This window comes from Corynebacterium tapiri, from assembly GCF_006334925.1.
In the GTDB taxonomy this organism is placed as follows: Bacteria; Actinomycetota; Actinomycetes; order Mycobacteriales; family Mycobacteriaceae; genus Corynebacterium; species Corynebacterium tapiri.
In genome coordinates this window covers 49,354-73,414 of record NZ_VDHJ01000008.1, presented here as the reverse complement: position 1 = coordinate 73,414, position 24,061 = coordinate 49,354, and the positions used below count along the sequence as shown (strand labels likewise).

The following is a 24,061-nucleotide window of genomic DNA, read 5'->3' as shown; positions in this document are numbered from 1 at the left end:
GGGAGATCTGGATGCATCCGATTGAAATCCTGAACTGGTACAGCTTCGTGGAGGCTGGCCTGTTCCTGCTCGTTGCCGTGGCCGGGCTGGTCGGCGCGGTGCTGGCTGCAATGACCCGCGAAGATGCCTTCCCGGCGGGTGATCGTCAAGGAAAGTGGGTGTGGGTCGGCCTGCTGGTGCTCTCGGCACTGGTGGTGGCCACCCACTTCCCGTTCCTGTCCTGGGCGGGCATGGTGGTCATCGGCGTGTACTTCTTCGATGTCCGCCCGCAGCTCAAGGACATTATCTCCGGTAACTACGGCTGGTAATTACTGCAGCTGCTTGAGCGGGATCTGTGATCCGCTCAAGTCCAGGTGCACCCCGGGGGCCTGTACATCGACGGCGTCGATGCGCAGGCCCTCTTGCTGTGCGGTGGAGTCCTCGACCGCCGATTGCATGCCCGCCGTCAGCGCCTGGGACACGGAGTCGGGAAGGGAAATGCCCAGCACCTGAGAGTCGATCACGGTGAACGCGAGCTGGCCATCACGGGCCTCTGGCTGCACGGTGAGGGTGGCCGCGCCGTTGACCAGTTCGACACCTATGGCGTCCTGCTCAGGCAGGGTGGTCATGTCGGTGACGGTCAGGTACTTGGTCAGCGGACCGAGGTCGGCGGGCGGATTTTGGGCGATCTGATCCTGCACGATGCGCAGCAGCATGTCGGTGGGCAGCTGGGTGCTCACGTGGACGTTGTCGGCGACGTTGTCGCCGCGCAGCTCCATGCCCTCCAGGGAGACATCGGAGGCCGGCACGCCGGTGATGTTGGCCCCGTCCAGGTTGAGGGTGGAGGGAACCCCGAGGTCGAGGTGGTGAACCTTGCCGGTGATCAGGGACGTCAGTAGCGGAACCGTACCGAAGGAGACGTGCGGTTCTTCCACCGAGGTAGCGCCTTCGGCCTTTGCTTGCTCCACAAATCCTTCGCGGATCTGATCAGCAACGAACATGCGCGCCAGGATCTCTCCCACGACGATGAGAATGAGCAGTATGAGCAGGGTGATGGCCACAATCTTGGCCAGCACGCTTCCGATAGAAGAACGAGCCATGGCATACAAGCTTAGGGCTTGACGTGTTCCCAGTCGATGGTGAGGAAGCAATCGCGGGTGCGCCGGCGCGAACGCGGATAGATGGGAACCCCGGCAGCGCGGAGGGAGTCATGTGCCTTCTCCCACCTCACACGCGGCCCGTAGGGCGCGAATGCGGCGGCGCGTCGATAAGCCTCATCGGCCGCAAGCAGTAGTTCGTAGATCTTCTCGCCTGGGCGATTGCGGTGGATGAGCACCTTGGGCAGGCGCTCGGCCACGTCTGAGGGCTGCTCGATGTCGAAGGCGTCCCAGGCCATGGTGAGGGTGCGGGGGCCGGAGGCGTCGATAAGCAACCAACACGAGCGCCGGCCGATCTCGTCGCAGGTCCCTTCCACGAACATCCCACCGGGCTTGAGGCGTGACGTCACCGACTCCCAGGCGGCGGGCACCTGGTCGACATCGTATTGACGCAGCACATTAAAGGCGCGGACCAGATGAGGGGAGTGGCCGGCCAGCTCGAAGCCGCCGAGTTCGAAGCGCACTCCATCGCGGGGAGCGAGGACGCGTTCGGGGTCAATCTCTAGGCCGATGACCTCGACGGACGGGTTGACGCGGCGCATCCACCGAGCCCATTCGACCGTGGTGGTGTGCGAGGCGCCGTAGCCCACGTCCAGGGCTAGGGGCGCAGGGTGCGCGCGCAGGAGAGAGGAAATGTCGGGGTGGTGGGTCATCCAGCGATCGCAACGCCGGAGGCGGTTGACGCCGGTCGTGCCGCGGGTAATCACCCCAAAGGGACGAAAACGCCCACCCTCGGCGCGGAGGTTGTGGGCGTGATCGGCCATACGGAGTTAGAGGTTCTCCGAGATCCAGGTAGCGGTGAGGTCGCCTTCCTTCTGGAAGAGCTCCTCCAGGGCCTCAGCGACCTTCGGCTCAATGGCCGGACCCATGAACGGGATGTTCACAGAGACCTCGTTGTCGTAGGCCAGGGTGGTGTTCTCGCCTGCGTCAGCCAGCTTGGCCTCACCGGAGAAGTCCACCGGGGTGCCCTTGACGTCAGCGGTGTAGTTGTAGTTTTCACCCTCGATGGTGACCACGCGCTTGACCTTCAGGGACTGCGAAACCATGGAGCGCACGGCCTCGGGCAGCAGGTCGAGCGGCAGCACCTCGTACAGGGTGACGGAGCCGGGGTTGAACTCAGCAACCTCGCCGGGCTCGGGGGACAGGTTGGCAGCGATGTAACGCCAGTAGTCCTCGTTCGCGTAGGCCTGCTGGACCTTATCCAGCGGCTGATTGATGGTGACAGTGTTCTCGCTACGGGTAGCCATGGGCAACAGACTACCGTGGTACGGGTGAACGAGTTTCTTGTACCCCGTGAGATTCCCGGCGCCACCGTCGAGCACGACACCACCCTGAGCGAGCTGACCACGCTCCGGGTTGGGGGACGCCCCCGCGCGCTCGTGCGGTGCCAGACCCAGGAGGCCATCACCGAGGTGGTGTCGCTTCTCGACGATGCCGCCGTGCCCACCCTCATCCTCGGCGGTGGCTCCAACCTGGTCATCGCCGAGGGCGAGGTGGACGTCGTGGTGGTCAAGCTCGAGAACTCCGGGATCGAGTTCTTCGACGGCGGGCTCGTGCGCGTGCAGGCCGGCATGGTGTGGGACGACGTTGTGGCAGCCTGCGTGGACAAGGGGCTGGGAGGCATCGAGTGCCTGTCCGGAATTCCTGGGTCCGCGGGTGCGACTCCGGTGCAAAACGTGGGTGCTTACGGTGTTGAAATCTCCGACGTACTCACCCGGGTCAAGCTGTACGACCGGCGCAGCGGCGAGACCTCCTGGGTCCAGGCCAGCGAGCTGGATCTGGCGTATCGCTACTCCAACCTGAAGTTCACCCAGCGCGCAGTGGTCCTGGAGATGGAGATGCAGTTGCGTGACGACGCCCTCTCTGCCCCCCTGCGCTTCGGCCAGCTAGCCGGCGCTCCGGGAGACCGGCGACCGGCCGCCGAGGTGCGTGCGGAGGTTCTCGCGCTGCGCAGCTCTAAGGGCATGGTCAGCGACCCGGATGATCCGGATACCTGGTCCGCCGGTTCCTTCTTTACCAACCCTATTGTCGACGCCGCGGTCGCCGATCGCGTGTACGAGAAAGTCGGTGAGGAGCGCATGCCGCGCTGGGACGTCGATGCAGGAGTGAAGCTTTCGGCGGCCTGGCTCATCGAGCGTGCCGGATTCCCGCGCGGTTTCCCCGGAGAAGATGCGGCAGCTCGACTATCGACCAAGCACACCCTTGCGCTGACCAATCGTGGGTCGGCCACCACGGACGACATTGTGCAGCTCGCACGCACCGTGCGTGACGGGGTGAGCGCGAAGTTTGGCATCACTCTGGAGCCCGAGCCGGTGTGGATCGGCGTGAGTATTTAGGTGGTAAACCCATGACAGGAACGACTCCCGCGGTTTCCGTCTTTGCACGCAAGCCCATTTCTCGAGTCATCGAGGACACTGAAGAAGACGGTGGCCTCAGACGCTCCATGGGCGTGGTCCACCTCACGGCTTTGTCCGTGGGTGCCTCGCTGGGCACGGGAATCTTCGTCGTACTGGGAGAGGCGGCACCGCTGGCCGGGCCAGCCCTGGTGTTGTCCTTCGTCTTGGCAGCGCTAACCGCCGGATTTTCGGCGCTCTCCTATGCCGAGATGGCCAGTCGCGTGCCGGTATCTGGCTCCTCCTATTCCTATGCCTACGCCACGGTCGGAGAGATCGTCGCCTGGGTGTGTGGTTGGTGCCTCATGCTCGAGTACGCCGTTTCGGTGGCCGCAGTTGCGGTGGGTTGGGGGCAGTACATCAACGAGCTGCTCACCGGCATGTTTAACGTCGCGCTTCCCGACGTTCTGAATGCCGGCCCCGGTTCAGGTGGGCTCATCAACCTGCCGGCTGCGGTCGTGGTGATCTTGGCGACGCTCGTGCTGCTGACCGGTGGCAAGGAGTCCGCCGTGGTCAACACGGTCATGGTGGGGCTCAAGATCGCCGTGCTGGCATTCTTCTGTGTGGTGGCCTTTACGGCGTTTAAGGCCGGTAACTTTGCGCCCTTCGCGCCCTTGGGAGCGGTGGGAGTGACGGTGGCGGCCTCCCAGGTGTTTTTCTCCTATGTGGGCTTCGACGCCGCGTCGACAGCCGCGAACGAGGCGAAGAACCCGCAGCGCGACCTGCCGCGAGCGATCATCTGGTCGCTCGGCATCGTTACCGCCGTCTATTGCCTGGTCGCCGTTGCCGCGTTGGGCGCGCTGAACTGGACCCAGTTGGGGGAGTCCGAGGCCTCTCTGGCACGTGTGATGAAGGAAGCGACGCAGGGCAACTGGGCCGCGCTGATCCTCTCGGCGGGAGCGGTGATCGCCATCTCCTCGGTGGTGCTGTCTGTCATGTACGGCCAGACGCGCATCCTGTTCACCATGTCGCGCGATCGGCTGATTCCCCCGATCTTCGGGCGAGTTAACCCGAAGACGAATGTGCCCAGCGCCAACATCATCATCGTCGGCGCATTTGTGGCCATCCTGGCTGCGCTCATCCCGCTAGGCGAGCTCGCCGATGCCACCAGCATCGGTGCGTTGGTGGCGTTCACCATCGTCAACGTCTCGGTCATTGTGCTGCGCCGCAAGGCCCCCGAGGGCGTGAACGAGGGCTTTCGGACTCCACTGTTTCCCCTCGTTCCCATGCTCGGTATCGCCTTTTGCGCGTTGCTGATGCTGGGGCTGGGGCCAGAGACCTGGCTGACCTTTATTATCTGGCTAGCGGTGGGGCTGGCCGTGTACTTCGGCTACAGCCGGAAGCACTCGGCCCTACGCTCCTAGTAGTGTCCGTCGGCGGAGAGGCGAGCAGAGGCGTCGAGAAGCATCGCGATCTCCGCCTCGTGTGCGTTGTCCGCGGGCAGACGACGTCCCTCGATGGGAACAAAGAGCGGTGCCCTACCCAGCATGCCCGCCTGCAGGCGAGCCGCCCCTCGGCGCAGACGCTCGGTTGCCCGCTTACGCCACTGTTCCACGCTGCGCCCAGCAGCGCGCAGGGCGGCCTCAAAGACTCCCGGGTGGGCGTAGACGACCAGAGCTCCCACATGGCCGAAGCCGAGCGAGGTGAGCGCGGCCGCCTTGACCTCGCCTAGGTGCAGAGGCGAGCGCAGCCACACCAGGCTGGTGGCCTTGGGCTCAATGAGCGGATCCACGGTGTCCAACGAGGCGTTGGCGGGGAGCTTTCCGGTACGCAGGGCGTCGATAAGCCCTCCCGTCTGGAACAGCGCCGCACCCGCCTTGGCGTGGCCGGTCAGGCTCTTTTGCGAGATCACAAACATGGGCGCGTCCGGGTCGCGTCCGATGGCCGGCCAGAGCAGCGAGTGCAGCTCGGCCTCGTTCGGGTCGTTGGCGTTGGTGGAGGTGTCATGCTTGGACAACACGCGCACGTCGTTCGGACTCAGACCCAGGCTGCGCAGCGAGCGAGCCAGGCGGGAATTCTCGCCGCCACGAGCTGCGCCGAGCACGCCGATGCCCGGCGCGGGGATGGACGTGTGGGCACCGTCGCCATACGAGGCGGCGTGGACAAGCACCGCGTGGACCGGCAGTCCGAGGTCTGCCGCCACAGAGGCGCGTGCCAGCAGCACGGTTCCGCCTCCTTCGGCCTCGAGGAAGCCGCCGCGGCGGCGATCGTTGGCACGAGAGATAAAGCGATCAGCGATGCCCTTGTTACGCATGGCCTGGGTCTGCGCGGTGGCATTCATGTCGCCGAAACCGGTGAGGGACTCCACCTGGACGTCGTCGATACCACCGGCGACCACAAAGTCCGCCTTACCCAGGGCGATCTTGTCGGCAGCCTCCTCGATGGAAACCGCGGCCGTGGCGCAGGCGCCGATGGGGTGGATCATCGAACCATAGCCACCCACCAGCGACTGCATCGTGTGCGCGGCCACCACGTTGGGCAGCGCCTCCTGGAGGATGTCGCTGGGGCGATCCTCGCCCAGGAAGCGGGAGACGAACACCTTGTGCAGGCTCTCCATGCCACCGATGCCGGTGCCCTGGGTGGTGGCCACGTCGAGAGGATGCACGGCCTGCAGCAGCTCAGCCGGGCTGAATCCCGCGTTGATGAACGCGTCGACCGCAGTGACCAGGTTCCATACCGCCATGCGGTCGAGCGAATCCACCATGTGCTCGGGAATGCCCCACGCGCCGGGGTCGAAGCCCTCGGGCATCTGACCGGCCACCGTGCGGCTCAGCGTGGCCTTGCGCGGGACGTGCGCGGTCGCGCCCTTGAGGCGGGTGACCTGCCACTCTCCGTCGACCTGAGCAATGCGCGTCATGTCCGGGTCCGCGGCAGCGATGTCGCGAGCTTGGGCCTCGGAGTCCACCGGGAAGGTGATGTCCCGGTCCAAGAAGACGGTGGTCAGGTCGATGGATCCCTGGTCAACCAGGTGATACTTGTCGCTGAGCTCGCGGATGCCGGAGCGGGCCAGCACCTCGTCGCGGAAGCGATCGTAGATGTCCTCCTCCGCCACCAGCTCGCCGGAGGCGTCGTACCAGCCCGGAGTGGGGTCCTCGCTCCAGCGCACCAGGCCGGTCATCCACGCCAGCTCGAGCACACCGGCGGCGGTCAGATCCACGGTGCCGTCGCGCTGGATGCCGTACTCGGCCTCGAACCGGGTACGCCCAGAGCCCCAAGAGGAGGCTTCCCCAATGCCGACGACGACGACCATGTCCTCCAGGGACCGCGTCACCTCGCCGACCTCCACGCCAGCGACCTGGTGAGGATTCGGCGTGTTGGGCAGAGCACGCACGTGCGTGGTCGCGCGGGGCTCCTCGGCGCTTGGAGAAGCAGCTGCAGCGTGGGCCAGCTCGGCGATGGAGAACTCGCGCTCGCCCAACCCACCGGTGAGGTCGGCCTCAAGCGGGCGCTCGCAGGCGCGCTCGCGAGCCTGCGGGGTGGCCAGCTGCAGGAGATGCGCAGAGATCTCGTCTGGGGTCCAGACGCGGATGCCCGCCTCCTGGGCGGCCGGGACCAGGACGTCGTTGCCTGCCATCAGGTGGGTGCCGGCAACCCAGCCGATCTTGGCCTGTGCCAGCGTGACCGCCTCCGGCCAGCCGGACTCCGAGCTCCACTTGGCCAGGATCGCATCCAAGGCGTTTTTGACCTCGGCGTATGCTCCGTCGCCGCCGAACATTCCGCGGTTGGGGCTGCCCGGCAGCACGATGTGCGTGCGGGTATCGGCGCTCCGCGCTGCCACCTCCGCGAGGCCGGCGATGGTGCGCTCGACCGACCACAACAGCAGTCGGGCCTGATTCTCTGTTTGAGGGCCAGCATCGGCCACCGAACCGGAGACTCCGGGGGCGGCAAAGGGGAAGGCCAGCGTGGGCACCAGCGCAGGCTTGAGCACCTTGACTTCCGAACCGACCGTCTCCACCTGCTCGGTGGAGATCCACGCAATCAGCGAGTCCACGTCCCGGAAGCTGGAGAGGTTGGCCGGAACCAGCCAGAGCGCGGAGCCGGCCACGCCGTGCTCGGCAAAGAGCTGGCGGGCAAACTCCTTGCGCTGCTGGCTGATGCGCGAGGCGGTCATGATCACCGTGGCGCCCTCGGCCAGCAAGCCAGCCACCAGCGCCTCGGCGATGGATCCCGGAGCGGCACCGGTAACCAGGGCAATATCCTCGGCAAACTCGCGCTTTGGCGAAGACTGCGCCTGGTCAGCGATGGCGCCCAGCAGCTGCGGGTCGGCACCGCCGTTATCTGCCCACCAGCGCGCCTGGTTGGCCACGACTGCCCCATCTCCGGCAAAGCGGTGGGCAGGCAACGTGATCTCGCCGAGTGCAACGCGCGCGAGATCTTCGCGGGCGTAGGCGAAGCGGTCGTCGAAAAGCACGGCCTGGCGCTCGTCGAAGGCAGGAGAGACCATGTCCAGCCAGCCGCTGCCCAGTTCGGCCTCGATGGTGCTTAAGACGGCTGCCTGGGAGTCGGTCTCCGCGGCGGGCGCGGGTTCGGGCTGCAGGCCCAGGTGCTCGAGAACAGTGCGGGCCGTGGCTGCCAAGACTCCGTCGGGGCCGGTGACTGAATCGGCGAAGGCGTTCAGCGCGGCGGAGTCGACCATGGCCGCCCCCGGTTGCGCGGAGGCATTATCCAGGGAAACAGCGACTCCGTGGCGGGAGGCGAGGGCGTTGACGGCGGCGTCGATAAGCGCATGCGCCTCGGCCTTGTTCGACGCGCTCGTCGGAAGCGTAGCCAGCTGCCCACCGCGTACCGAGTCGCCTTCGCGGGTGCCCAGGAGAATCTCGCACTCCACGTGCGGGACCCAGGAGCCGGGCAGGCCCCAGGTGCTGGTGACGCGCTCACCGATCGCAGAGGACTTCACTCCGGAGGCTCCGAGGAGTGTGCGCAGGCGGGAAGTCAGCGCCTCGCTGAGTACGGGGCCAAACGGAGAGTACCCCGCAACTGAGGCATCCACGCGCTCGCGCAGCTGCGTCATCGTGGCCTCGGCGGCACCGTCGATGGCGGGCACCCCCAGCTCGGCGGACATGTCCATGAGCAGCTGATTTCTGCGCGAGGACACACCATTAGTCAGCTCCTCCACCGTGTCGGTGTCGCTGATCTGCTCCAGGCGCAGCTTGTTGCTATAAGCGCACAGGTTCATGATCGCGTCCGCGGCACGGAAGGACAGCTCGGGCGCGGCGGTGTGGCGCTTGTCGACGCTCACTTCCACCGGCTTAACCGGCTCCTCCGGGCTTTCCTCCACCGCAGCCGGGACAGGAGTGTCCGCTTCTTCTTCGACCGGGGCGCTGGCCACGTCGCTGAGCATGACCTGCTCCTGATCGCGCTCCACATTGAGTACTGGCATGTCCTTGCCCAGGATCTTCAGGGAACGCTGAGCCATGGTGCTCAGCGTCGGGGAGGAGGCGAGGCCGACCTCGATGATCTGTTCGGCGCTGTCGAATAACACATCCTGGGTCTCGATCCAGCGCACCGGGGAGGCGAACTGCCAGCTCAGCAGCTCGATCATGAGGACGCGGGCGAGCTCGTGCTCACTGGCGAAGTCGGCAACCTTCTTGCCCGCCAGTCGCTGCGATGGGGCGGCAGCACGCACGGCGTCGATAAAGTCGTCATCGAGAGCGAACGGACGAGCCACCAGGTTCGGGATGTAACGCCCCACCAGGGCATCCAGGTCGAGCTGGGCAGGCAGCAACGCGTCGAGCTTCTCCGCAAAGTCCGCCACGCCGGGGCGCAGCACACTGGAGTGGAAGGGCACGTCGATGCCGGGCACGGTCACCACGGCCCGGGGGTGGACCGCGGTGGCCTGCTGGGTGAGCGCCGCCAGGCCGGCCTTGGTGCCGGCGACCGAGTACTGCTGGCCCGCGATGTTGTAGTTGACGATCTCCAGGAATTCCCCGGTGCGCTGCGCAATCTCGGCCACATAGTCGGTGACCTGCGCGTCACTGACGGCGATCAGGTTGGGGCGCAGGGCCGCCATGGCGTAGTTGGAATTGCCCTGCTCATCGCGTTCGACCAGGGAACCCATGGCGGTGCCGCGGGAGTAGACCACGTCGATGACCGATTCCAGGTCGAAGATATTGGCCTGTGAGGCCAAAGCGGTGTACTCGCCCAGGGAATGGCCGGCATAGAGCGCGTTGGAGCCCAGGGCGTTGGCCTCGCGCAGGCGCTCGGTTTGCGCATAGGCCACCACGGCCAGCGCGACCTGCGTGAACTGGGTCAGATGCAGCACACCCTGCGGATGGGTGAACAGGGTGCCACGGACGGAAAGCTCCACCGGGTTGTCGTCGATGATGTGCTGGATGGAAAAGCCGTGCTGGGTGCGAGTATGGGCGTCGGCGCGGGCAAAGACCTCGCGGGCAGCGGGGCTGGCGGCGCGATCGGCCGCTCCCATGCCCTCAGTCTGAATTCCCTGGCCGGGGTAGACGTAGGCCGTGCGCGGCTGGGCCAGCAGCGCTTGGCCTACCGAGACCACCTCGCCGTCGATGCGGCACGTCACCTCGAGGGCCGGGTGAATGCCCTTACGTCCCACGCGCTCGACGGTGATCTCCACGGCATCGCGCAGCTGCACCATGCCGTACATCGAGTAGGTCCAGCCCACCACGCACCCGTGGCGGCCCGCCAGGTGCTGAGCGGTGGCGGACAGCCACATGCCGTGCACCAGGGCGTCCTCCAAGCCGACCAGCTGGGCGGCGTGCGCGGAGGTGTGAATCGGATTGTAATCACCCGAGACCAGCGCGAACGGGGTCATGTCCGCCGGGGCGTGGACGGTGGCGCGTTCCAGGAAGGAGCGCGGTGTGCTCACGACCTTGGTCGAGGACTTTCCGCCACCCCACTCCGGTGCGGGGGAGGGGGCCGAGCTGCCGTGGGCGCGGCCGCGGATGGCAAAGCGCTGCATCTGCGTGGCCACGATTTCTCCGGCATCGAACAGTTCCAGCTCCACGGTGACGATGCGCCCGGAGGCGGACTCCTCGATGGCGGTGCAGCGGCTGGTCACGTCGATCGTGCGGCCGTCGGCCAGCTCGGAGAGATCCTTGCGCAGGTCAATGACGTGATTGAGGTGTACGGCGTTGAGCAGTCCCTCGATGACGGGGAAACCGTCGCTCAAGCGGCCCGAACCTAGCGCGGTGTAGATGGCCGGCCAGCAGGGGCCAACCAGCACGTCCGGGGTTCCGGGGCGCACGCTGCCCAGCGCTGCGCCGGTGACCGCGGTGTGCGCCTGCAACAGGTCGGGAGTGAAGGTAAACGAGTCGTGGACCACGCCATAGGGGGACTCATCGCTGGGTTCCAGGGCCGGCAGCTTGTCGATGCGGTCACCGCTGGCCGACGTAGACCCCACACCTGCCAGGCCACTGAGCAGGTCAAAGACTGCCCGGGGAAGGCGATCGTCGCTGACCACGGGGTGTGCTCCCGTGGCCGCGCCAGCGGGAAGCTGCACCGGAATGCTCACGCTGTGGACGTAGAAGGGGCGCTCAGCAGGATCGAGTTCATCCCACGCCGAGTCGGTATGGACCCGCAGGGCCCAGCCGTCCTCGTCGTGGACGACCTCGCAGACCTCGGGAGCCATCGTGTGTGCCGGGTTATCGATGAGGTGCCCATGCCACACCAGGTACGGGGCGCTGCGCAGGTACTCCTCCGCGGAGCGGGCTGAGTGCAAACGAGCAAAGACGCTTTCCGGCTGCACCCCCAGCTCGGAAAGGCGCTGCGTGGCTGCCTGCTCAAAGCGAGCCAGCAGCTCGGCAATGGGTTCGTCCTGACGGGCAATGCCGGCCACGGCAACCGGTCCCGGGATGATGCGGACCTGGTCGGCGGTGTAGCGCTCGTCCTGGGCCTGCCACAGGGTGTCCTTGCCAAACCAGGTGGCCAGATCGCCGTCGATAGCCGGGACCCAGGGCATGGGCTTGGGGTGCTTGTAGTGCAGGGCGATCCACCAGGCGGCATCACGGGGAGACACCGTGGTGGTCTGCGCGCTGGGGTAGGCCTCAAGGAGTTGGCGTGTCGCAGCAACTGGGTCGGCGGGTGTAACAGGAAAGAGCGTCTCGATCTCGCCGTGGTCGGCCGGGTTAAGCCGGGCCTCGATGCGGTGGAGTAGGTCCAGGAAGCGATCGTCCCAGGAGGAGTCGACGAACGGGTGGGCCAGCTCCACAAAGCGATTGATCCACTCGGCATACGTCATGGCTTCCACGTCGCCGAAATAGGGCTTGCAGGTGTGGTTGAGATGCTCGATGATCTCGTCGCGACGCTGCGCGTACTCTTCCAGCGACAACGAGGTGATCAGGCGCGAGGCGCGGGCAAAGGAGTTGTCCACCTCGTGGATGTCCGCCAGCAAGTGCGACTGCGAGGAGGCGGCACCACCCGACCCCGTGCCGCGGGCGACCCAGCCGCCGTTGGTCTGGTAATCGATGCCCGGTGTGTCCACGAGCAGCTGTTTAACGGAGTCGGTGGCCTGCGCCTCCCGGCAGGCCATGGCGACCGTTCCCACAAAGACCCCGTCAACCGGCATCGGTGGGACCTGATAACGCTTGGACCACTCGCCGGTCAGCAGCGCGCTCGCCCGTTCCGGAGCATGTACGCCACCTCCCACGGTCAGCACCAGGTTGGGGCTGCGGCGAATCTCCGCATAGGTTTCCAGCAGCATCTCGTCCAGGTCGGTCCACGAGTGATGCCCGCCGGCGTGCCCGTCCTCCACCATCATCACCAGATCGACATCGGGGTACTCCTGGGCGATGGCCACCACATCCCGGATCTGCGACGGAGTTCCGGGCTTGAACGCCACGTAGGTGAAGCCCTCTTTATGCAGGCGCTGGATGAGCTCTCCCGCCTCGTCGATCTCCGGAATGCCGGCGGAGATCACCACGCCGGAGAACGGGGCCCCAGCGGCACGCGCCTTGGGCACGATGCCGGCCGGTCCAAAGTGGAGGTTCCACAAGAACCGATCCATGAACATCGTGTTGAACTGCGCGGTGCGACCCGGCTGCAGGCTCTCCTCGAGGCGCACGACCTGCTCGTTGAATACCTCGTCGGAGTACATGCCGCCGCCTGCCAGCTCCGTCCAGTACCCCGCGTTGGCGGCGGCAGCCACAATGCCGGCGTCCGCGGTGGTGGGGGTCATGCCTCCCAAAAGGATCGGCGACAAACCGGTGAGCTCGGAGAATCGGGTTTGGGTGTAGGTGCGGCCGTCGTCGAGCGTGACCAGGCGCGGGGCGAAGGAGGAGTAATCCAGAGGCTCGGGCAGCGTCGCGCCGGGGGTTGCCAGCAGATCGCGCGCGGCCGCCGTAGCTGCGTTGATGACGGCGGTGCCACGGCCTTCGACGAGCTTTTCGACGATGCGTCCTACCCCCTCGTCCAAGCTCAGCACGTAGCGCGCGGCGATGGGACGAGAGGCAAACTCGTCCGGCTCCACCAGAATCTGCTCGGCCAGCTCGTGTGCGCTCGTGCCGCTAAAGCTCAATCCGCATTCGTCGGCCCAGCGGACCGCCAGGTCAGCCGCTGCTTGGTTGGTCGAATGGTGGAAGGGATAGGCCACCGCCAACCGGGTGCATCGCAGGTCAACTCCGGCACCGCCTCGACGGGCAGCAGAGATCTCGTCGTTGCTGCGCTCGGCTGCGGTCTCGAGTGCTCGCTGGGCCGCTGCGAGCTCAGCGGGGGTTCCCGAGAGCGTGACATGGCGCGGGCCGTTGACCACGGCGACCTCCGCCCCGGTTCCGGCAATGATCTCGTGGAGGGCTTCCCGGTTGATTCCCTGCACGCTGAGCAGGTGAGAATCGCTATCTGCGCTGCCGTGCACCTGGTTGGCGGCTGCGCCCAGCAGCAGAGCGAAGGCGAGGGCGGTTTCCGGTTCAGCCACCGCGGCCACACCGAGGCGGCCTTGGGAGTGTGCGATGAGCTCGCAGGAGTCCACCGGCAGGCCGATCTCGCGCAGGTGATCGGTAGCCGCGATCTGGCCCAGCGTGATGCCGGGGATGCTTACCGCGGGGTGGACGTCGAGGGGCTGGTTCGTCACTTTCGTAGCTTCGGCCCCGATGAGCTCGGCCAGGCGGTCGGCCGCGCCGGGCAGGGTGGCAGTGAGCTCGCGGGCAAGAGGGGCAAGGCGTGCCCGGGCCGAACGCAGGAGGTCGCGCAGGCGGGCAGCGCTATGCGGGGTGCTGGATGCGTCGGCCAGCGCTTTTTGCCAGGCACTTGCCTGGCCGGCGAAGAGGATCGCAGGGGGATGATTCCCGGTGAGTTCGGACAAGGGGGTCAAGCTCATGATTGATCCTGTTCTTTCCCATAGAAAACTATACGGCTACGTAACCGTAACTTACGGCAGAGTAAAAAGAAACGCCCACCACTCGGTGGGCGTGTTGCCGGGGCGATGCAGGAGGTGCTTACTTGTCCTTTTCCAGCAGCGAAAGCAGTTCGGCCTGGACGTCCTTGCGGACGACCTTGCCCATGATGTTCGTGGGCAGCTCCTCGAAGTGGTAGAAGGTGCGCGGGACCTTGTAGCGGGTCAGGCGCTCGCGGGCGAAGTCCTTGAGGCCCTCCGGGTCGAGCGCGGCGCCGTCGTTAAGCACAACGCAGGCCACGACGTCCTCGGAGCCGTCGGGGCGCGGGCGACCCACCACGGCCACGTCGGCCACGTCGCGATGCTCGCGCAGAGCGGATTCGACCTCCGGCGGGAAGACGTTAAAGCCACCGGTGATGATGACCTCCTTGATGCGGGCCACGAGTTTGACGAATCCATCCGGGTCCATCACTCCCACGTCACCGGTTCGGAAGTATCCCTTGTGGAAGGCCGCCTCAGTCGCCTCCGGGTTGTTGAGGTAGCCAGAGAACACCTGCGGGGCCTTGACCAGGATCTCGCCCTCTTGGCCGTCCGGCATGATCTCGTCCAAGTTGTCCGGGTTGGCGATTTTGACGTGGGTGTCGGGGAAGGGGAGGCCGATGTAACCGCGCTTGCGGGAATCGTTCATGGGCGTGCCGATCACGATCGGGGAGGTTTCCGTAAGACCGTAACCCTCCACCATCATTCCGGAAGTGTGGCGCTCCCATTCAGCGGTGATGTCGGCCGGCATGTTGGCGGCTCCGCAGAAGGCGGCGCGCACCGACTCCAGGGACATCTTCTTGTTCTCTTCGGCAGCCTTGATCGTCTTCTCAAACAGCAGGGGAACGCCGGAGAAGAGGGTCGGCTTGCGCTTGATCACGGCGTCGCTGATCAGCTCGATCTTAGGAGTGGGCACCAGGACCATCTCCCCCTTGAGAAAGATCGTGAGTGTGAGTGCCATCGTCATGCCGTAGGCGTGGAAGAACGGAAGTGCGGCCAGGATGCGCTCCTCCTTCTCGCCCATACCGGGCACCCACTGCTTGCCCTGCAGGAGGTTGGCGTAGAGGTTCCCGTGAGTGAGCACCGCACCCTTCGGGGTGCCGGTCGTACCCGAGGTGTACATGATCACTGCGGGGGAATCCGGGGTGATCGAATCGAGCGGTTCAAGATCAGCACCGGTACCGCCAATTTCCTTGCTCACCAGCGATTCCCAGGTAACCGTGTCCTTAGCCGGGGCGTGCAGCTGCTCGCGTGCGGCCCGGATCTTAGGGATGGGCAGGCTCAGCGCAAACTGCTTGGAGCGCGGCATCGCGAGGATCATGTTGACCGAGACGATCGTCTCCAGGCTGGTGTTAGCGCGCAGCGTCTCAAAGGTAGGCACGGCCTTGTCCCACACAATGGCGACCCGGGCCTCGTGGTTATCCATCGGGGCGGTGAGCTCATGCGCGGTGTAGAGCGGGTTGTGTTCGACCACGACGGCTCCGAGCGAAAGAATCGCGTAGTAGGCGGCCACGTGTTGCGGGCAGTTGGGCATGGCCAGCACAACCCGGTCGCCTGTGCGCACGCCCAGCGCACGTAGGCCGGCTGCTGCGCCCTTGACCTGCTTGTCCAGTTCGCCATAGGTGGTGGTGCGCCCGAAGAACCATGTTGCGGGCTTGTCCAGGTGTTCCTCGAGTCGGTGGCGGTAGACGTCGTTAAGCGTCATCGAACCGTAGTCCAGCGACGCGGGGGTCCACTCGCTGTAGGAGGAAAGCCAGGCCTTGGTCTCTGCTGCGCTCATGAAAAACTCCTCAACTCAACAGGTTTTCGGGGGACTCAGTTAGTTTCGCGGCTGTAAGCATAACCTACGAGAGCGTAACCCTGCGGAATGCCGGCGCGGTTAGACTTGCCTCATGTTTGTCGCGATGATCTCCATGCACACCTCCCCGCTCGAACAGCCCGGGATGGGGGACGCCGGGGGAATGAACGTGTACGTTCTGGCCATCGCGCGACAACTCGCTCGCCGGGGAGTGAGCGTAGACGTCTTTACCCGTGCCACGCGACCGAGCCAAGGCGAGATCGTCGAGGTGGAGCCGGGGCTGCGCGTTATCAACATCGTGGCCGGGCCGTACGAGGGGCTGAGCAAGGACGAGCTGTCCACCCAGCTGGCAGCCTTTACCGGAGGCATAGTGCAGTTCCAGCGCTGCCATAACCTGCACTACGACCTGATCCACTCCCACTACTGGCTTTCTGGGCAGGTGGGCTGGCTGTTGCGCGATCTTTGGCGCGTCCCGCTGGTGCACACCGCCCACACCCTGGCGGCGGTCAAGAATGCTTATCTCGCGGAGGGGGATGCCCCGGAATCCGAGGCCCGGCGGATCTGCGAGCAGCAGGTCACCGACAATGCAGATGCCCTGGTGGTCAATACCGAGGCGGAGGTGGCGGACCTCATCGAGCACTATGACGCCGAGCAGCAGCGGGTGCACGTGGTCTCTCCCGGCGCCGACATCGAGGTGTTTACCCCGGGTACTGATCGCAACACGGAGCGCTCCCGCCGCCACCTGGGCGTGCCGCTGCATGCCAAGGTCATCGCGTTTGTGGGGCGTATGCAGGAGCTCAAGGGGCCCCAGGTGCTCATTCGCGCGGTCGGCGAGCTCATTCGCCGCGACCCGCAGCGCAACCTGCGCGTACTCATCTGCGGAGGGGCGTCGGGAAGCACCTCCACCCTGGAGCGCTACCGCCAGCTGGCGCAGGAGGAGGGGGTGGCTGGCCGCATCCGCTTCATCGACCCCCGTCCGCCAGAGGAGCTGGTGGCCGTCTATCAGGCCGCCGACATCGTGGCCGTGCCCAGCTACAACGAGTCCTTCGGCCTGGTGGCCGTGGAAGCCCAGGCCACGGGCACACCGGTGGTGGCCTCGCGCGTGGGCGGTTTGCCGATCGCCGTGCGTGACAATGAGACGGGCGTGCTGGTCAGCGGGCACGATACCGACGCGTGGGCGGATGCTCTGGCGTCGCTTCTCGACGACGACCCCCGCCGAATCGCCATGGGCGAAGCAGCCGCCGAACACGCCAAGACCTTCAGCTGGGCCTCGTCTGCCGAGCGTCTCGCGGAGCTCTACGAGCGGGTTATGCAGCGCGAGGTCAACGACTGCGGGCATCGCCAGGCGCAGGGCTAGCTGGCACCGGAGAAAAGTGGCAAAGTAGTACGTATGACTGAAGGTAAGCTAATCCTCCTGCGCCACGGACAGAGCGTATGGAACGAGTCCAATCAGTTCACCGGCTGGGTAGACGTCGATCTCACCGAGAAGGGTGTCGCCGAGGCAAAGAACGCCGGCGCCCTCCTGAAGGAAAAGAACGTCCTGCCGGAGGTGGTCTACACCTCCCTGCTGCGCCGTGCCATCAACACCGCCAACCTGAGCCTGGATGCGGCTGATCGCCACTGGATCCCGGTCATCCGTGACTGGCGACTCAACGAGCGTCACTACGGCAAGCTCCAGGGTCTGAACAAGGCGGAGATCCGCGAGCAGTTCGGTGAGGAGCAGTTCATGGAGTGGCGTCGCTCCTACGGCACCCCGCCGCCGGAGATCGACCCGGACAACGAGTACTCCCAGTCCGGTGACCCGCGCTACGCAAACCTCAATGAGGTCCCGCTGACCGAGTGCCTGAAGGACGTCGTCGAGCGCTTCGTTCCCTACTTCACCGAGGAGATCCTGCCGCGTGCCCAGAAGGGCGAGACGGTCATGATCGCCGCTCACGGCAACTCGCTGCGTGCCCTGGTGAAGTACCTGGACAACATCTCGGATGAGGAGATCGCGGGCCTCAACATCCCGACCGGTATGCCGCTGGTCTACGAGATCGCTGCCGATGGTTCTGTGAAGAACCCGGGTGGCACCTACCTTGACCCCGAGGCAGCTGCCGCTGGCGCCGCTGCGGTGGCCAACCAAGGTAAGTAAAAGGGTGCGTTTGCCCTGAACGTCGTCATCGCTTTCATCGCGGGAGCGCTGCTGGTTGCAGCGGCGTTCCCGCTGTTTTCGCGCCTGAAAGCTCGCATCCGCTCGGCGCGTTCGCAGGCAAACCTGGAAGACAACCAGGTCACCACGGTGAGCCAAGTGCTGCATCTGGCGATGCAGGGCTCACCGACCGCGGTGACGGTGGTGGACCGGCAGGGAGAAATCATCCTGTCGAACACCCGGGCCCACGAGATGGCGATCGTGCATAATCGCACCCTCAACCCTGAGGTGTTAGAAAATGTGCACCGGGTGGGCGAGGACCGCGAGGCACGCGAGATCGAGCTGTCCGTGCCCAAGCGGCGCACCGGCAATCGCGTGACCCAGGTCCGGGCGTTGATCAAGCCGCTCACGCTTGTCGACGACCGCTACCTCATCGTCTACGGCACCGACGAGAGCGAATACGTGCGCATGGAGAATGCGCGCCGCGACTTCGTGGCCAACGTCTCCCACGAGCTAAAAACCCCTGTCGGCGGCATGAGCCTGTTGGCGGAGGCGCTGCTCGACTCGCCCGAGGACGTCGAGCATGTGGAGTACTTTGGCACCAAGCTGCTCGACGAGTCCCACCGAATGGGCGAAATGATCACCGAGCTAATCTCCCTGTCCAAGCTGCAGGGAGCAGAGGCCTTGCCGGAGATGGCCCCGGTATCCGTCGACGATGTGGTGCAGGAGGCGATCGGGCGCAACCAGTTCACCGCCGAGGGCGCCGGCATCAACCTCACGGTGGGTGCTCCCAGCGGAGTGCAGGTCAATGGCGACCGGGCTCTGCTGGTGACGGCTTTGTCCAACCTCATCTCCAACGCCATCAACTACTCCCCGAAGGCGAAGCCGGTGTCTGTATCCCAGAGGGTGGCGGGCGATGTGGTCCATATCCGCGTGACCGACCGCGGCCTGGGCATCGCCCCGGAGGACCAGCAACGAGTTTTCGAGCGCTTCTACCGCGTGGATAAGGCGCGCTCGCGGGCCACCGGCGGGACCGGGCTGGGTTTGGCGATAGTCAAGCATGTGGTGGCAAACCACGGGGGTAATGTAAAGCTATGGTCTCGGCTGGGAACAGGATCGACGTTCACCTTGGAACTGCCGATCTATCGCCCCGAGGCCGAGCTGCACACCGATAACCTTCCGGCCAAGCGAGGCGGAGGAATGCGCAGAAAGGATACGGCGATATGACCAGGATTTTGATCGTAGAGGACGAGGAATCTCTCGCAGATCCGCTGGCTTTCTTGCTGCGCAAGGAGGGGTTTGAGGTCACCGCCGTGACGGATGGTCCGAGCGCCTTGCAGGAGTTCGATAAGGGAGAGACCGACATCGTGCTCCTCGACCTCATGCTGCCGGGCATGTCGGGAACGGACGTGGCCAAGCAGATCCGTACCACCTCCAACGTCCCGATCATCATGGTCACCGCGCGTGACTCCGAGATCGACAAGGTCGTTGGCCTCGAGCTCGGTGCCGACGACTACGTGACCAAGCCCTACTCCTCACGCGAGCTCATCGCCCGCATCCGGGCTGTGCTTCGCCGCGGCGGTGAGACAGAGGAGGCTGCCGACTCCGCCGGCCAGATCCTGCAGGGCGGTCGAGTGCGCATGGACATCAGCCGCCACACCGTCACCGTCGATGGCGAGCCGGTGCCGATGCCGCTCAAGGAGTTCGACCTGCTCGAGTACCTGCTCTCCAACGCCGGGCGCGTGCTTACCCGCGGCCAGCTCATCGACCGCATTTGGGGTGCCGACTACGTGGGCGACACCAAGACCTTGGATGTGCACGTTAAGCGCCTGCGCTCCAAGATCGAGGCCGAGCCGTCGCGCCCGCGCCACCTGGTGACGGTGCGCGGCCTGGGCTACAAGTTCGAGGCCTAGTTCCGCGCTTGCGCCGTGGCCGGGTGCTCCAGCTGCCCGCCCTGGCGCTCACGCTGGGCCAGGCGCTGGCTCAGGACCTCGTATGCGGCCTCGCCCATGATCGCCACCAGCTCGGTGCGATGAGACTTCCATAGTGGCTGCGCGTTCGCGTGGCAGGCCGGGTCCGTCGAGCAGTACCAGTCGAAGTCCTCTCCGCCCTCGCCCCAGCCGCGGCGGTCGTATTCTCCGACCTCGGTGAGCAGGATTTCTGCTCCGTCGGTGCGCTCGATGTAGGACTCGTGGCGCCGGATGGGCAGCTGCCAACACACCTCAGGCTTGACGACGGTCAATTCCTCGCCGGCCTCTAGTGCCCACTGGTGCAGGGCGCACCCAGCGCCGGTTTCCCAGCCGGCCCGGTTGGCAAAGATGCAGGCGCCGTCGACAAGCACCGTCTTGAGTGCGGGCTCCGGTTCGCCGTCGTCGCCATCGAGCTCGTCCCAGGTCAGCCATGGCTCCAGCTGGTCTTCATCGTCGCGGGTCACGCGGTGCTGCCAGAAGCGCGCGGGCATGCGAGCGACGGCATCGGCCAGTTCCTGTCGGTCCTGGTCATCGGCCAGGTAGGCGCCATGAGTGCAGCAGCCGACATCGGGTTGCGAGGCGTCGATACCCGGGCACCTTTCGGTGCCAAACGCGCAGCCATAATGAGACTCCATCCACGTCAGATCCACCTTGAACAGGTGCTCTGGATCATGGGGGTCGTAAAACTCGAAGAACTCGCGCGGGTAATTCGGCGCAAGCTCCCGCCCGGCGCGGATCTGCGCCGCAGCCGGAGAGGAGGCCGGGAATCCAAGGTGAACGGGGTTAGTGCGCGAGTTATTCACACCTGCCCAACCTAGACCGTCTACCCTGGAGCCCGTGCGTTTAGGTGTATTGGACGTGGGCAGCAACACTGTCCACCTCGTAGCAGTGGATGCTCGAGTGGGCGGCCGACCGACCCCCATGAGCGACTGGAAAACCAGCCTGCGCTTGGTCGAGCATCTCGACGACGATGGGGCGATCACCGACAAGGGCAAGAAGAAGCTCGTCGCCGCCGTCGCGGAGGCCGCAGAACTGGCCGACAAGCTCAATTGCACGGAGCTGCTAGCTTTTGCGACCTCGGCGATTCGCTCCGCATCGAACGGAGACGAGGTCCTGGCTCACGTGGCCAAGCACACCGGAGTGGAGCTGGAGGTCTTGAGCGGGGAGGAGGAAGCCCGCCTGACGTTTCTGGCCGTGCGCCGCTGGTATGGCTGGTCGGCCGGTCGCATCACCAACCTGGACATTGGAGGCGGATCGCTGGAGCTGTCCACCGGATCCGATGAGCACCCTGACCTGGCGCTCTCGCTGGACTTGGGGGCCGGGCGCCTGACCCACCAGTGGTTTGATGCTGATCCCCCGGAGCGCAAGCGAGTCAACGCGCTGCGCGATTACATCGACGCTGAGCTGACGGAACCAGCCCGCCAGTTTGCCCAGTTTGGTGAACCGGGCGTGGCAGTGGGAACCTCAAAGACCTTCCGAACTCTTGCTCGGCTCACCGGAGCCGCACCCAGCTCGGCTGGCCCGTACGTCAAGCGCAGGCTGACTGCTCCGGGTCTGCGCCAACTCATTGCTTTCATCTCTCGCATGACTGCTGCGGACAGAGCGGAGCTCGAGGGGATAAGCTCTGATAGATCACATCAGATTGTGGCCGGTGCCCTGGTCGCCGAGGCGAGTATGCGAGCCTTGGGGATAGAAGAACTGGAAATCTGCCCGTGGGCTCTGCGGGAAGGCGTGATTTTGCGCCGGATCGATAAGGGCTTGGCCTAGGCCACTCCAGAGACACGACGAAGTAAAGGAAAGACGCCACCATGTCGGATAAGGACCAGCTGACTGTCGCCGAGCTGCTGGCTCGCGCGCGTAAGGATGATCCCGACAAAGCGGAAGCTCCCAAGCGCCGCCGTCGTCGCAGCCTGGAGGACGGCGGAGTGTCGGTGGCCGAGCTGACGGGCTCCTTCAAGGCAGTCAAGGCTGCCCCGGCGGAGTCGCGCCACTCGGCAGTGCCGCTTGATGAGGACAAAAAGCCGGCCCCGTCCGACGAGGACACCGGCGTCATCGAGAAGGTCAAGGACGTTCCGGAAGTGAAGCCGGAAGCTAAGCCGGAAGCGAAGCCTGAGCCAGAGCCGAAGGTTGAGGCAAAGCCGGAAGCCAAGGCGGAGGCACAGCCTGCCACCGCCCCAGACGAGACCGGCGTCATGCCGCGTGTAGAGGGACACTCTGCTGGTAGCGCTCTGGTTAATGCTCCCCAGCCGCAGCCTGCGGAGGAGCCCTCCGCTCCGGTCGAACCCGTGAACTCTGACTGGAGGGGCGAGGCAGAGGAAGATAACCCCTCCTCTGGGATCCTGCCGGTCATCGGTCTCGCTGCTGTGGGCATCATCCTGGGCGCGGTCGTGTTCCTCGCCTTCCAATTCCTGTGGAACGCGCTGCCGGCCCTGGTGGTTGCCCTGCTGGCTCTGGTCGTCGTGGCCATCATGGTCTTCGGTGTGCGTGCCCTGCGCACTTCCAGCGACGGACTTTCGATGACGCTGGCCGGGTTGGTTGGCCTCGTGGTCACCTTTGGCCCGGCGCTTCTGGTCCTCTAAGGCCCCGGGTGAATACTCCGCTGGTGCAGACTTCTGGCACCATCGGAGGGCATGAGTGACATTGCAATCATCGGAGCAGGCAATATCGGTGAGGCCCTGATCGCGGGACTGGTCAAGGCTGGGCGGGATCCGCAGTCCATTATTGCCACCAACCGCACCCCAGAGCGCAGCGAGTTTCTCGAGCGCGAGTATGGGGTGCGCACGACCTCAGACAATGTCCAGGCAGTGGACAAGGCCGAGTTCGTATTCATCTGCGTGAAGCCGCAGTACGTCGTCGAGATGCTGGGGGAGCTGTCCGACGCCATCGATAACAACGACTCCACCACCGTCGTCTCTCTCGCAGCTGGCATTTCCGTGGCCGCAATGGAGGACGCCCTGGCTGCGGGAACCCCGGTGGTGCGCGCTATGCCCAACACCCCGATGCTGGTGGGCAAAGGAATGAACTCCTGCAGCCCCGGGCGATTCGTCAGCACCGAGCAACTAGGAGCTGTGCGGGAACTGCTGGGCACGGTTGGTGACACGGTCGTCGTTAGCGAATCCGACATGGACGCGGTCTGCGCGCTCTCCGGGTCCGCCCCCGCGTACTACTTCCTCGTCACGGAGGCGCTTATCGACGCCGGTGTGCAGATGGGGTTGCCCCGCGACCTGGCTACCACCCTGGCGCGTAACTCCGCAGCCGGGGCAGGCGCGCTCATCGAGTCCAGCGAGGACGATCCCGTACAGCTGCGTGCCAACATCTCTTCCCCGGCGGGAACCACCGTGGCCGCTTTGCGTGAGCTTGAAGAGTCCGGAATCCGGGGTGCGTTCTACCGCGCAGTCGAGGCGTGTGCCCTGCGCTCCAAGGAATTAGGCGCACAGGATTAACCCCCGTTGCGCTGGGCACTTGAAGCTCAGGGGTACACCTCCCACTCTTTAGTCGCACAAGTCACAGGTTTCACGCTAGACTTACACAGGCAGGTGCGTGTTGGTCCTGCGGGAGGGGAAGCCTGCAGCGCGCCACTTGCTGAAGGGTTAAAGGAAAAGTATGGCTAACGAAGACAAAGGAACGTTCCTCACCGTTGCGGAGGTTGCGGAAATCATGCGCGTTTCCAAGATGACCGTTTACCGTCTGGTTCACTCCGGTGAGCTGCCGGCGGTTCGCGTGGGGCGCTCGTTCCGAGTCCACGAGAAGGCCGTGAACGAGTACCTGGATTCCTCGTACTACGAGGTCGGGTAATTGCTCGATCGCGTGCTCACACCCCCGTTGCTGTAAAAAGCGACGGGGGTTTTCTCGTTTTATCCCGGGTTCTGGTCGACCGGAAGCGCGCTGGGGATCTTCCGGTCGACCACGGGAGCTCGTCGAGAAGCCGTGACCTGGGCTTTTAGGCTTGGAGGTGCCGCTTACTGACGACCGGAAGCGACCACCCCGCCTTCCGGTCGACTCCAAAACCAGGTTCGAGAACCGTGACCTGGGCTTTTGCGCTTGGAGGTGCTGCTTACTGACGACCGGAAGCGCGCTGGAATGCTTCTGGTCGACCCTAAAAATCAAGGCGGGTAAATCGGGTGATATGCCGAAAAGGACGTGAGCGGAGCGCGAACAAGCCTGACTTTTTGGCCTTGCCCATGAAGGCGGCTAGACTCGCTGGGTAATCGTGTTAGCGATGTGTCCGTGCTTGCTCCACATCATTGTGAGCCCGCGAGTGCACCGCGGACGGACTGCGCTAACAGATCTAGTACGTACT

At 65.2% G+C, this 24,061-nt stretch carries 17 protein-coding genes; 11 read left to right on the top strand and 6 right to left on the bottom strand.

Annotation, left to right across the window (positions count from 1 at the left end; all coding sequences use genetic code 11):
- Positions 1-11: 11 nt before the first annotated feature.
- Entirely contained in the window at positions 12-308 is a 297-nt protein-coding gene (locus FHE74_RS06515) for a DUF2516 family protein (RefSeq protein ID WP_139465703.1), read from the top strand.
- On the opposite strand, the gene FHE74_RS06510 is transcribed toward FHE74_RS06515, so the two are convergent.
- From FHE74_RS06510 to FHE74_RS06500, 3 genes are read right to left on the bottom strand one after another with little or no spacing between them, the layout of a single operon-like run.
- Positions 309-1,079 (bottom strand): LmeA family phospholipid-binding protein, encoded by a 771-nt coding sequence (locus tag FHE74_RS06510; RefSeq protein WP_139465702.1) that lies wholly within the window; start codon positions 1,077-1,079, stop codon positions 309-311.
- An 11-nt stretch (positions 1,080-1,090) separates the two neighbouring features.
- A complete protein-coding gene (locus FHE74_RS06505) occupies positions 1,091-1,900 on the bottom strand; it encodes a class I SAM-dependent methyltransferase (RefSeq protein WP_139465701.1) in 810 nt (269 codons plus the stop codon).
- 6 nt (positions 1,901-1,906) lie between these two features.
- On the bottom strand, positions 1,907-2,383 hold the full coding sequence (locus FHE74_RS06500) for a DUF2505 domain-containing protein (RefSeq protein ID WP_139465700.1): 477 nt from the start codon (positions 2,381-2,383) through the stop codon (positions 1,907-1,909).
- Between the two features lie 24 nt (positions 2,384-2,407).
- On the opposite strand from FHE74_RS06500, the gene FHE74_RS06495 reads away from it, so the two are divergent.
- Positions 2,408-3,472 carry a UDP-N-acetylmuramate dehydrogenase gene (locus FHE74_RS06495; RefSeq protein ID WP_139465699.1) on the top strand — a complete coding sequence of 355 codons (1,065 nt, stop codon included), beginning with the start codon at positions 2,408-2,410 and terminating at the stop codon, positions 3,470-3,472.
- A gap of 11 nt (positions 3,473-3,483) precedes the next feature.
- Positions 3,484-4,893 carry an amino acid permease gene (locus tag FHE74_RS06490; RefSeq protein WP_139465698.1) on the top strand — a complete coding sequence of 470 codons (1,410 nt, stop codon included), beginning with the start codon at positions 3,484-3,486 and terminating at the stop codon, positions 4,891-4,893.
- On the opposite strand, the gene FHE74_RS06485 is transcribed toward FHE74_RS06490, so the two are convergent.
- Both FHE74_RS06485 and FHE74_RS06480 read right to left on the bottom strand, forming a co-directional pair.
- A complete protein-coding gene (locus FHE74_RS06485) occupies positions 4,890-13,808 on the bottom strand; it encodes a type I polyketide synthase (RefSeq protein WP_139465697.1) in 8,919 nt (2,972 codons plus the stop codon). The genes FHE74_RS06490 and FHE74_RS06485 overlap by 4 nt on opposite strands.
- A 118-nt stretch (positions 13,809-13,926) precedes the next feature.
- Positions 13,927-15,642 (bottom strand): long-chain-fatty-acid--CoA ligase, encoded by a 1,716-nt coding sequence (locus FHE74_RS06480; RefSeq protein WP_139465696.1) that lies wholly within the window; start codon positions 15,640-15,642, stop codon positions 13,927-13,929.
- Between the two features lie 112 nt (positions 15,643-15,754).
- On the opposite strand from FHE74_RS06480, the gene mshA reads away from it, so the two are divergent.
- From mshA to FHE74_RS06460, 4 genes are read left to right on the top strand one after another with little or no spacing between them, the layout of a single operon-like run.
- Positions 15,755-17,017 carry a D-inositol-3-phosphate glycosyltransferase gene (gene mshA / locus FHE74_RS06475; RefSeq protein WP_139465695.1) on the top strand — a complete coding sequence of 421 codons (1,263 nt, stop codon included), beginning with the start codon at positions 15,755-15,757 and terminating at the stop codon, positions 17,015-17,017.
- 33 nt (positions 17,018-17,050) lie between these two features.
- Positions 17,051-17,794, top strand: coding sequence for a phosphoglyceromutase (locus FHE74_RS06470; RefSeq protein ID WP_139465694.1), 744 nt, complete (start codon positions 17,051-17,053; stop codon positions 17,792-17,794).
- Positions 17,795-17,809: 15 nt separating this feature from the next.
- Positions 17,810-19,018, top strand: a complete 1,209-nt coding sequence (locus FHE74_RS06465; RefSeq protein ID WP_139465693.1) for a sensor histidine kinase — start codon at positions 17,810-17,812, stop codon at positions 19,016-19,018.
- Positions 19,015-19,704, top strand: coding sequence for a response regulator transcription factor (locus FHE74_RS06460; RefSeq protein ID WP_139465692.1), 690 nt, complete (start codon positions 19,015-19,017; stop codon positions 19,702-19,704). The genes FHE74_RS06465 and FHE74_RS06460 overlap by 4 nt, the downstream gene beginning before the upstream one ends.
- On the opposite strand, the gene FHE74_RS06455 is transcribed toward FHE74_RS06460, so the two are convergent.
- Positions 19,701-20,564, bottom strand: a complete 864-nt coding sequence (locus tag FHE74_RS06455; protein WP_139465691.1) for a DUF3109 family protein — start codon at positions 20,562-20,564, stop codon at positions 19,701-19,703. The genes FHE74_RS06460 and FHE74_RS06455 overlap by 4 nt on opposite strands.
- Positions 20,565-20,598: 34 nt before the next feature.
- On the opposite strand from FHE74_RS06455, the gene FHE74_RS06450 reads away from it, so the two are divergent.
- The 4 genes from FHE74_RS06450 to FHE74_RS06435 all read left to right on the top strand — a co-directional run bounded on the left by FHE74_RS06450 (position 20,599) and on the right by FHE74_RS06435 (position 23,556).
- Positions 20,599-21,528 carry a Ppx/GppA family phosphatase gene (locus tag FHE74_RS06450; RefSeq protein ID WP_139465690.1) on the top strand — a complete coding sequence of 310 codons (930 nt, stop codon included), beginning with the start codon at positions 20,599-20,601 and terminating at the stop codon, positions 21,526-21,528.
- A 41-nt stretch (positions 21,529-21,569) separates the two neighbouring features.
- Positions 21,570-22,340 (top strand): hypothetical protein, encoded by a 771-nt coding sequence (locus FHE74_RS06445; RefSeq protein ID WP_139465689.1) that lies wholly within the window; start codon positions 21,570-21,572, stop codon positions 22,338-22,340.
- A 51-nt stretch (positions 22,341-22,391) separates the two neighbouring features.
- On the top strand, positions 22,392-23,204 hold the full coding sequence (gene proC, locus FHE74_RS06440) for a pyrroline-5-carboxylate reductase (protein WP_139465688.1): 813 nt from the start codon (positions 22,392-22,394) through the stop codon (positions 23,202-23,204).
- A 160-nt stretch (positions 23,205-23,364) separates the two neighbouring features.
- On the top strand, positions 23,365-23,556 hold the full coding sequence (locus FHE74_RS06435) for a helix-turn-helix domain-containing protein (RefSeq protein WP_139465687.1): 192 nt from the start codon (positions 23,365-23,367) through the stop codon (positions 23,554-23,556).
- The last annotated feature ends 505 nt before the right edge of the window (positions 23,557-24,061 follow it).

Bases quoted from the DNA above. Each gene is read 5' to 3' on its own strand.
- FHE74_RS06505 (WP_139465701.1), bottom strand. From the start codon at position 1,900: ATGGCCGATCACGCCCACAACCTCCGCGCCGAGGGTGGGCGTTTTCGT.
- FHE74_RS06510 (WP_139465702.1), bottom strand. From the start codon at position 1,079: ATGGCTCGTTCTTCTATCGGAAGCGTGCTGGCCAAGATTGTGGCCATC.
- FHE74_RS06485 (WP_139465697.1), bottom strand. From the start codon at position 13,808: ATGAGCTTGACCCCCTTGTCCGAACTCACCGGGAATCATCCCCCTGCG.
- mshA (WP_139465695.1), top strand. From the start codon at position 15,755: ATGTTTGTCGCGATGATCTCCATGCACACCTCCCCGCTCGAACAGCCC.
- FHE74_RS06460 (WP_139465692.1), top strand. From the start codon at position 19,015: ATGACCAGGATTTTGATCGTAGAGGACGAGGAATCTCTCGCAGATCCG.
- FHE74_RS06490 (WP_139465698.1), top strand. From the start codon at position 3,484: ATGACAGGAACGACTCCCGCGGTTTCCGTCTTTGCACGCAAGCCCATT.
- FHE74_RS06435 (WP_139465687.1), top strand. From the start codon at position 23,365: ATGGCTAACGAAGACAAAGGAACGTTCCTCACCGTTGCGGAGGTTGCG.
- proC (WP_139465688.1), top strand. From the start codon at position 22,392: ATGAGTGACATTGCAATCATCGGAGCAGGCAATATCGGTGAGGCCCTG.
- FHE74_RS06480 (WP_139465696.1), bottom strand. From the start codon at position 15,642: ATGAGCGCAGCAGAGACCAAGGCCTGGCTTTCCTCCTACAGCGAGTGG.
- FHE74_RS06445 (WP_139465689.1), top strand. From the start codon at position 21,570: ATGTCGGATAAGGACCAGCTGACTGTCGCCGAGCTGCTGGCTCGCGCG.
- FHE74_RS06470 (WP_139465694.1), top strand. From the start codon at position 17,051: ATGACTGAAGGTAAGCTAATCCTCCTGCGCCACGGACAGAGCGTATGG.
- FHE74_RS06500 (WP_139465700.1), bottom strand. From the start codon at position 2,383: ATGGCTACCCGTAGCGAGAACACTGTCACCATCAATCAGCCGCTGGAT.
- FHE74_RS06515 (WP_139465703.1), top strand. From the start codon at position 12: ATGCATCCGATTGAAATCCTGAACTGGTACAGCTTCGTGGAGGCTGGC.